At 57.2% G+C, this 8362-nt stretch carries 7 protein-coding genes and 1 pseudogene; 3 read left to right on the top strand and 5 right to left on the bottom strand.

Features of this window, described 5'->3' with window-relative positions:
- A partial coding sequence (locus Q7S58_RS06195) for a hemerythrin domain-containing protein (RefSeq protein ID WP_304822114.1) occupies positions 1 to 378 on the bottom strand: 378 nt, incomplete at its 3' end.
- Positions 379 to 815: 437 nt separating this feature from the next.
- Between Q7S58_RS06195 and Q7S58_RS06190 the strand changes: the two genes are divergently transcribed.
- The 3 genes and pseudogenes from Q7S58_RS06190 to Q7S58_RS06180 form a co-directional block, all read left to right on the top strand.
- Entirely contained in the window at positions 816 to 1085 is a 270-nt protein-coding gene (locus tag Q7S58_RS06190) for a BrnT family toxin (RefSeq protein ID WP_304822111.1), read from the top strand.
- Positions 1048 to 1419 (top strand): BrnA antitoxin family protein, encoded by a 372-nt coding sequence (locus Q7S58_RS06185; RefSeq protein ID WP_304822107.1) that lies wholly within the window; start codon positions 1048 to 1050, stop codon positions 1417 to 1419. The genes Q7S58_RS06190 and Q7S58_RS06185 overlap by 38 nt, the downstream gene beginning before the upstream one ends.
- 107 nt (positions 1420 to 1526) lie before the next feature.
- Positions 1527 to 2033 (top strand): annotated as a pseudogene (locus tag Q7S58_RS06180) (site-specific DNA-methyltransferase); the annotation flags it as partial.
- Between the two features lie 239 nt (positions 2034 to 2272).
- Here Q7S58_RS06180 and Q7S58_RS06175 read toward each other — a convergent pair.
- From Q7S58_RS06175 to Q7S58_RS06160, 4 genes are all read right to left on the bottom strand, one after another.
- On the bottom strand, positions 2273 to 2557 hold the full coding sequence (locus Q7S58_RS06175) for a hypothetical protein (protein WP_304822101.1): 285 nt from the start codon (positions 2555 to 2557) through the stop codon (positions 2273 to 2275).
- Positions 2558 to 2869: 312 nt separating this feature from the next.
- Entirely contained in the window at positions 2870 to 4132 is a 1263-nt protein-coding gene (locus tag Q7S58_RS06170) for a DUF1329 domain-containing protein (RefSeq protein WP_304822097.1), read from the bottom strand.
- Positions 4133 to 4563: 431 nt separating this feature from the next.
- Positions 4564 to 5880: a DUF1329 domain-containing protein gene (locus Q7S58_RS06165; RefSeq protein WP_304822094.1), complete on the bottom strand. Its 1317-nt coding sequence runs from the start codon at positions 5878 to 5880 to the stop codon at positions 4564 to 4566.
- A gap of 965 nt (positions 5881 to 6845) precedes the next feature.
- On the bottom strand, positions 6846 to 8156 hold the full coding sequence (locus Q7S58_RS06160; RefSeq protein ID WP_304822090.1) for a DUF1329 domain-containing protein: 1311 nt from the start codon (positions 8154 to 8156) through the stop codon (positions 6846 to 6848).
- Between the last annotated feature and the right edge of the window lie 206 nt (positions 8157 to 8362).

The following is an 8362-nucleotide window of genomic DNA, read 5'->3' as shown; positions in this document are numbered from 1 at the left end:
CAGCCATTCGCACGAGTCGTACGCGCCGTTCGGGCATTCTTCGAGCGGGTTGTGCCGCGCAAGCACGAAGCGAATCGCGCGGACGATTCGCGGCTGCGGCGAAGGAATCATAAGCGCCGCCAGCACACCGTGGTCGAGCCGGAGCCTGGGCGCCTCGGGAATGGGCGCTCCGTGTGCCCGCTCTGCGGCGGGCAGCAGCACCTTTTCTTCCATTGCGATGTGATGCAGCAGTGCACGACGGAACTGATCGAATGCTGCCAGCTCGTCAGCGCTGGCGCATGATCCGGCGCGCTCGAGAAGCGAATCGAGCCGCGCGTGATCGTCAGCCAGAAATCGCCAGATTGCGCCATGCGTGAGCTCGCCGATTTGATCCTTCACCCATTGATCCTGACCCGCACGTCATGGCGCTCGCAAGAGGGCGGCCGAGGCGGATGAAATGGCGTCGTGAGCCTGGACAGATTCTCGTCCCAGATTCCTGTTCACGAATCGTTGCGCGGCCGCCCGTACGCCGCCTTCTGAGGATCCATGCACCCAAGGGTTTTCAATCTCGATCAGGAGTCGTCCGCTTGTGGTTCAGATCGCAGCCGTCTCACTTAAGCGCGTCAATTCGATACCGATTCTCGCAGCCGCTCAAATTCCGGTTCAGATGGAGTTATTGGTAGGAACAGCTCGGTCTGAATCATATTGAAGAATCCGCCACTTGAGCGCGACTCGCCGTGGAGAACGCGACCTCTCGCGTCTGCGAGGAAAAGCCCCCCAACCCCTTGTTTGTTTAATTTTCTTGACTATGTACATAGTTGTGGATACAAGGATCGATGGACTTTGAATGGGACGAGAAGAAGCGCGCGATAAATCTGGCGGCGCACGGCCTGGATCTGATCGACGCAACCAAGCTGTTCGACGGGCGCCCGGTATTCACATACCCGTCTCCACGTCACGGCGAGGAACGCTTTGTGACCGTCGGGCAGTTGACGAATAGATTTTTCGCTGTCGTATGGACCGAACGCGTGGAGGCCATCCGGCTTATTTCCTTCAGGAGGGCAAGAGATGCGGAAGAACGAAAATATCGCACGATTTTCGGCTGACAAGATCAGACGGAAAATTGCGCGTGGCGAGAGCAAGACAGACTGGAAGCGCGCTAATGCGATGTCCCAGGTGGAGGTTGAACGGCTCGCAGACAAGGACGAAGGTCCCCTGGCCGCAGGCTGGGAAAGCACGGTCATGGTTGGACTGCCGCCCGCCAAGCAGGATATTCACATTCGCCTTGATGGCGATATTCTCGACTGGTTCAAGGCGCGCGGCAGAGGCTACCAGACACGTATTAACGCGGTCCTGCGCGCTTTCGTCCAGACGCGGCAGCGCGTCGAACGCAAGCCCGCGACCCGAAGTCGATCGCACCGCGCGAAGGAGGCTACATGACAGAACAAGAAACCGCCGTGACAAAACCTCCCAACTGGCGCAATATCGGCGCTGTTACGATGAGGTGTAGGATGCTCCGCAGCAACGGATAATAGACGTTCGTACTCATGGCAAAAATCAAAAGCACGAACAGCAACAAGCGCCCCATCGAGCAGTACAGTCATGCCGACAAGAAGCGGGTGAACAACCCGCCGGTGGGCCTCGTCACGCCGGAAACCGACCAGAAGGAGACGAAGCGGACCTACGCTTACGATCCGCACCTTGATCCGTCGTTGCAGTGGGCGGGGAAGGCCGAGCGCACCAGTTTTGTGGTTCCTACAGTTTCCCTTCACGTTCACGAACGCATCGACCCGCGGAGCATTCTGGAAGCGGTGCGCAAAAAGAACGGCAACAACTATGAGCAGATGTCGCTCTTCAGCTCGAAGTCCGAAAACCCGCCCCTCCGCGAAGCCATCGAGTTTTACAAGCACGCCCACGGCTGGAGCAATCGGCTGATTGCCGGCGATAGCCTGCTGGTCATGAATTCACTGCTGGAAAAGGAAGGCATGGCTGGCCATGTGCAGATGGTCTACTTCGATCCGCCGTACGGCATCAGGTACGGTTCCAATTTACGAGCGTCTTGAGACCATCGGAGATCAGTAAGTGTGTAGCGAAATTCTACAGTATGTATTTTTCAACACCCTGCTAGGGCTGGGAGTGGCTACTGCGGCCGCTGGAGCAGCTTATTCGAAACTGACCAAGCCAAACAATTAAGTCAATACTAAGTCGATTTAATGGTCAGAACATTAAGATGGATTGCGAACACCTCGATTTGTCACTTAGATCGGAAAACGCGAGGCTTCTAATCAGAGACTCAATCAAGAAGGTACTCCCGAACTGCGAAGCTCATTCTAAGTCGCCCCGGAAAGCAATCACCCCGGCCACGCTTATCGGCCTGGTAATCGCGCTGGTACTGCGGCGGCCAGTCGATACGCTCGCTCGGGACGATCTTCATCGTCATGCCGCGCTCGACCTTGTAATAGACGCCCGGTGCGACCAAGTCTTTGACCTTCGTGGCATTTTCGGGCGTGATGAAATCGCCCGGCTTGACCTGCGCGTGGCCTGGCGGCGGCGCCAGTCCCAAAATCAGCAGGATCAATGCTGTGACGGAAATTGTGACGGACACACGAAATGCTTTTCCCCTGTGCATACGCAGTCTCCCCTAGTAGTTCGTTGCTGAATTGTTTGGTCGCCCACTAATGATTCCATTAGACTAGTTTATGCTGAGCGTCAACGGTAATTATATCGTCCAACAAGTCGCAGGATCGCCGGATCCAGCTAACGGCCGTTAGCTCGAGGCGCTGGGACCGGCTGGGCGGGTAGAGACTTTAAGCGGGCCTGGGCAAAAAAGAACTGGCGCGATCTTGTCGACCACGCCAGTCCGGTTAGCAAACGGTTTTGAATTATCTGATCAGAACGCGGCCGCGCGCACCATCGCATCGGTGTTGAAAAAACTGCGATCCACGGCGCCCATGTTGATGTACCAGCACTCCTTCTCCGGCGTTTCGATACCCGGCAGATAGCACATCGTCGCCAAACCAGACTGCACGTCGGTCGAAACCGCACCGACGACGAACGAACGCTTGAACGGATAGATCGCGACGCGTGCATCAGGCACCGGACGATCACGGGTGGCCAGCCAGTAGATATGGCTGCGGAATAGACGGCCTGCGCGATCATAGGTGTCGATATACGGCTCGAACCACATCTCGCTGTCCATGAAGATAATGGTGCGTGAATCGAGTGCGTTTACCCGCGAGCGATCCGGATTGGCCTCGACCACGTACATGTGGCGCATCTCCCATGCTTCGGGGCAGGCGCTGGCGCCGCCGTCAGTCGCGCAGCGGATTTCGGGCGAATGCTCGGCATGAACCGTCGCCAGCATGTTCTTCTCGCCAATGAACTTATAGAAGTACTGCTCGGTCTTGGGGTTGAAGCCCGAATAATGATCGGGATCCCACGAGTGAGCCGAGGAGCCATTGGTGGTGGTGGACGAGCTCATGATCGCTTCGTCAACGCGGCGGAGGCGGCGTGAACCGCCGGCAAGGCTCCAGATATCGTCCCCACGCTTCGGATCGGCGTAGCGCCAGCGAAGGAAGCCCGTGCCGTGGATTTCCTGCGGCGCCAGGATCGGATACAGCCCGAACAACCAGAGGCGGCCGGTCTGCTTGAAGTCGGGGTCGGTCGGCAGCGGCTCCACTTCGGTGCGGCCCACCAGGTCGTAGCCGGCGTAGTGGCCGATCTGGAAGTACTCGATCTGTCCGGTCTGTGGCCCCTTTTTCTGATATTCAGAGTCGCAGTCATAGAACCGCAGATCGTAGTCGTCAGAAGTGATCGGACGGAACACGTTGTTCCAGACGACCTTCACCCCGACGTCGGGATCGTTCGCGTCGATCAGCGGAAAGGGCTGACCCGCCACGTAGCCGACGACCGAGCGTTTATCTTTCGAGAGCCGGACCTGCGGCGAGTACTTTTCGGTCGCATCCTTGTACGGAGGCGGCCAATCCACGCGCTGGGTCGGGACGATCTTCATCGTCATCCCGCGCTCGACTTTGTAGTAAACGCCGGGGCCGACCAAATCTTTAACCTTGGTGGCGTTTTCGGGCGTGATGAAATCGCCCGGTTTGACTTGCGCAAAACTTGACGCCGGCCAGAGCAAAGCCAGCAGCGCCAAGGCTGCGACAGCCGTTGTAGCAGACACTCGCAACACCTTTCTCATAACGAACTCGGCCTCCTAGTAATTTTGCGGCATCCGCCGCCCTGATTAACTAATCGAATCATTAGATCAGACAATCATCGGCGTCAATTAACTTTATACTCTTGTAAAAATGCGGCAAAAATGCGCCGAAATCTGCGCGATTCCGCGACCGAATGACTGTTAGGCTGCGCGCGTTGATTCGCGGCCCAGCCGTAGTTCATCGGCACGAAACATAAGAACTTCGTTTGCGGCGATGCGAAAATCTAATCGAGCAAATGATGAGCCGCAAAGTCTCGAGCAATTCACGATCGAGTGATCGGAAGAGGCGAGCGCAGCAGGCAAAAAAAGAACTGGCGCGATCTTGCGATCGCGCCAGTGCGGTTTAGCAGGCAGTTTCGGCTAGCTGATTAGAACGAGGCCGCGCGGAACATCGCGTCGGTGGTGAAGAACGATCGATCCACCGCGCCCATGTTGATGTACCAGCACTCTTTCTCCGGCGTCTCCATTCCAGGCAGGTAGCACATCGTGGCAAGGCCGCTCTGCACGTCGGTCGAAAGCGCGCCGACGACGAACGAACGCTTGAACGGATAGATGGCAACCTTTGCATCGGGTACCGGACGGTCGCGCGTCGCGAGCCAGTATATGTGCGAGCGGAACAGATTGCCCGAGCGATCGTAGGTGTCGATATACGGCTCGAACCACATCTCGCTATCCATGAAGATTACCGTGCGTGAATCAAGCGCGTTTACGCGCGAGCGATCAGGCTTGGCTTCGACCACGTACATGTGGCGCATTTCCCAAGCCTCGGGACAGGCGCTGGCGCCACCGTCCGTCGCGCAGCGGACTTCGGGCGAATGCTCGGCGTGAATCGTCGCGAGCATGTTCTTCTCGCCCAGGAACTTGTAGAAGTACTGCTCGGTCTTGGGATTGAAACCCGAATAGTGATCCGGATCCCACGCATGCGCAGAGGTGCCGCCCGCGGTGGTGGACGAGCTCACGATCGCTTCGTCAACGCGGCGGATACGGCGCGAGCCGGCGCTGAGACTCCAGATATCGTCACCGCGCTTCGGATCGGCGTAGCGCCAGCGGATGAAGCCGGTGCCGCGGATTTCCTGCGGCGCAAGAATCGGATAAAGGCCGAATAGCCAATAGCGGCCGGTCTGCTTGAAGTCAGGATCGGTCGGCATCGGCTCGACTTCGGTGCGGCCGACCAGGTCGTAGCCGGCATAATGTCCGATCTGGAAGTACTCGACCTGCCCGGTCTGCGGTCCCTTTTTCTGATATGCGGAGTCGCAGTCATAATAGCGCAGATCGTAATCGTCGGTCGTGATCGGCCGGAACACATTGTTCCAGATGATCTTGACAGCGACGTCCGGATCGTTCGCGTCAATCAGCGGGAATGGCTGGCCGGCGACAAAGCCGACAACCGAACGCTTATCTTGCGAGAGCCGCACCTGCGCGGAGTACTTTTCGGTTGCGTCCTTGTAAGGAGGCGGCCAATCCACGCGCTGGGTCGGGACGATCTTCATCGTCATCCCGCGCTCGACCTTGTAGTAAACGCCAGGGCCGACCAGATCCTTAACCTTGGTGGCGTTTTCGGGCGTGATGAAATCGCCCGGTTTTACCTGGGCGTAGCCGTTGGTGCTGAACGCGCCAATCGCGAACAGCCCCAAGGCCGCCATGATCGTCGTGATCCATGACGACGAGTTCTTCTGCCTTCGCATTACGTATCCTCCGGTGAAACGAGCGCAGGGTTGAATGACCGCGCAGTAAGATTGTGCGGAACACAACATTAGGCTTCGGTCATATCCGGGTCAATATAAATTATTGCACTGAAGCATCGATTGACTATTTGCCCGTTCATCAATTCAGTATCGCTAATAGAGTCGCCGATGAACGCAAGTGAGATACCGGTCAGTTCGATGGTTCGTCGCTAATGAACTACTCGCCACTTGAGACAGTTCGGGCTTTATATACTGCGGATTCATAAACATCGCTCCGGCGTAAGGTGAACTGCGCGGATGCCGCGCGGCGGCGCGCGGACGCGATCGATCCGGCTAGAGGCTGTTCAGCGGGCTGGCTTGCATAAGTATTATTAGAATATCGCGTATTTGATGCGAAATACGGCAAAGAAGTGGCTATACGCGCGGCAGCGGAACTGAGTATTCAGTACGATTGCTGCGGGATTATATTAATTGTACTGATAGAGAGTTAAGTTTCGCTGAATTAGTATTTGGACTGAGCTTATGGCGCGCCTCGTTCGATTTGCTTTCCGCAAGCGCTTTGCTGCTCCGGGAACAATCAGGATTCCGGCGGCGCCACGAGACCCGGGCCGTTTCCGCTTACGGTACTAGCTGTACCACACAAGTACCGACAGGTGCTAAAGTTTTCCGGCAGACGATCGCGAAAAGACTTGCGCTTCGGTCAGTTCCAAGCTTCCCGGATTATCGTCTCCGCCCCGCTAAACGCCCGGCCACCGTGCTTAATCGAATCCGCAATAATTCTAATGCGAGGTTCGTTCGCCGAAAATTGATCGGTCTGCGCGGGCCAAGGGGACGCCAGCCTCATGCGTCTCTTGCGGGACAAATCACCGGGGATGCAAACGGACGGGCTCGTGCGTGGCGGCTCAAAAAAAATGGCGCGGTCAGCGACCGCGCCAGCAACTTCGTTGAGTCTGCTTCCGATCAAATCATGGCGCCGCACGGACCATCGCGTCGGTGGTGAAGAATGACCGATCCACCGCGCCCATATTGATGTACCAGCATTCCTTCTCAGGCGTTTCGAGACCGGGCAGATAGCACATCGTCGCGAACCCTGCCTGCAAATCGGTGGATACCGCGCCGACTACGAACGATCGCTTGAACGGATAAATCGCCACCCTCGCATCGGGCACCGGACGATCGCGATTGGCCAGCCAATAGATGTGGTTGGTCCAGAGCTGGCCTTGCCGATCGTAGGTATCGATGTACGGCTCGAACCACATTTCAGAATCCATGTAGATCAGCGTGCGGGAATCGAGCACGTTGCCTGCCTTGCCAAAGCCTGAGCGAGGTTCGGCCTGAACGACGTACATGTGGCGCATTTCCCACGCCTCGGGGCACGCGCTCGTGCCGCCATCGGTGTTGCATCGCAGTTCCGGTGAATGCTCGGCGTGCGCAGAGGCAAGCAGATTTTTTTCACCGATCATTTTGTAATCGTACCATTCGGTTTTGGGATTGAAGCCTGAGTAGTGATCGGGATCCCATGCCTGGGGACCGGTGCGCGCGCTCATGATCGATTCGTTGAGGCGGCGGATACGGCGCGAATCCGGCAGCCATTCCCAGGTATCGTCGCCGCGGGTCGGATCCGCGTAGCGATATCGGATGAAGCCGAGACCCCGCCAGTTCGCCGGAGCAAGAATCGGGTAAAGGCCGAACAGCCAGAGGCGGCCCGTCTTCTTGAAGTCAGGATCGGTCGGCAACGGCTCGACCTCGGTGCGGCCGACCAAATCGTAGCCGGCATAGTGGCCAATCTGGCCGTAAATTATCTGCATGCTGTCGGCCTTGCCGGCTGCCTGGTAACGGCTGTCGCAGTCGTAGAAGCGGAGGTCGTAGTCATCGGAAGTGATGGGCCGAAAGACGTTGTTCCAGATGATTTTGACGCCAACGTCCGGATCGTTCGCATCGATCAGCGGAAACGGCTGCCCCGCGACGAAACCGAGCACGCTGCGATGGTCCTGCGTGAGCCGGACCTGCGAGGAGTATTTTTCGGTGGCGTCCTTATACGGCGGCGGCCAGTCGATTCGCTGACTCGGGATGATCTTCATCGACATCCCGTGCGTCACTTTGTAATAGACGCCTGGCGAGACCAGATCTTTGACCTTGGCAGCGTTTTGCATGGTGATAAAGTCGCCGGGTTTGACCTGGGCACGAGCTGTAGCGGCGAAGAACACGGTGGCCATCAGCGCTACGCCGAGCATCAACGTTGTGAGTCGTGGAAACGATCGATTGCCGTTTTGCATTGCTCGTCCTCCCGAAACCTCCAAGGTTTTTCGACCTTTAACCAACCTCTATATTGATCGCGACACTAGCAGGCTGCGGAAAAATGCCGAACAGTCACGAGTTTTTCTGTGCTGATGAGTTGGGGTCGCTACTTGGTTAAGGGTTTGGAGGTCGAAAGTGGCTCATCCGCTGCTGCTGGTGGGTGTTTCAGGTGACGAGGGGGATC

It is taken from the genome of Candidatus Binatus sp., from assembly GCF_030646925.1.
Classification (GTDB): Bacteria; Desulfobacterota; Binatia; order Binatales; family Binataceae; genus Binatus.
Note: the sequence above shows the minus strand (reverse complement) of the source record. Positions and strands in the feature narration are given on the sequence as shown.

What these genes read in the sequence shown, in the direction of transcription:
- Q7S58_RS06190 (WP_304822111.1), top strand. Translation starts at nt 816, where the DNA reads ATGGACTTTGAATGGGACGAGAAGAAGCGCGCGATAAATCTGGCGGCG.
- Q7S58_RS06185 (WP_304822107.1), top strand. Translation starts at nt 1,048, where the DNA reads ATGCGGAAGAACGAAAATATCGCACGATTTTCGGCTGACAAGATCAGA.
- Q7S58_RS06165 (WP_304822094.1), bottom strand. Translation starts at nt 5,880, where the DNA reads ATGCGAAGGCAGAAGAACTCGTCGTCATGGATCACGACGATCATGGCG.
- Q7S58_RS06160 (WP_304822090.1), bottom strand. Translation starts at nt 8,156, where the DNA reads ATGCAAAACGGCAATCGATCGTTTCCACGACTCACAACGTTGATGCTC.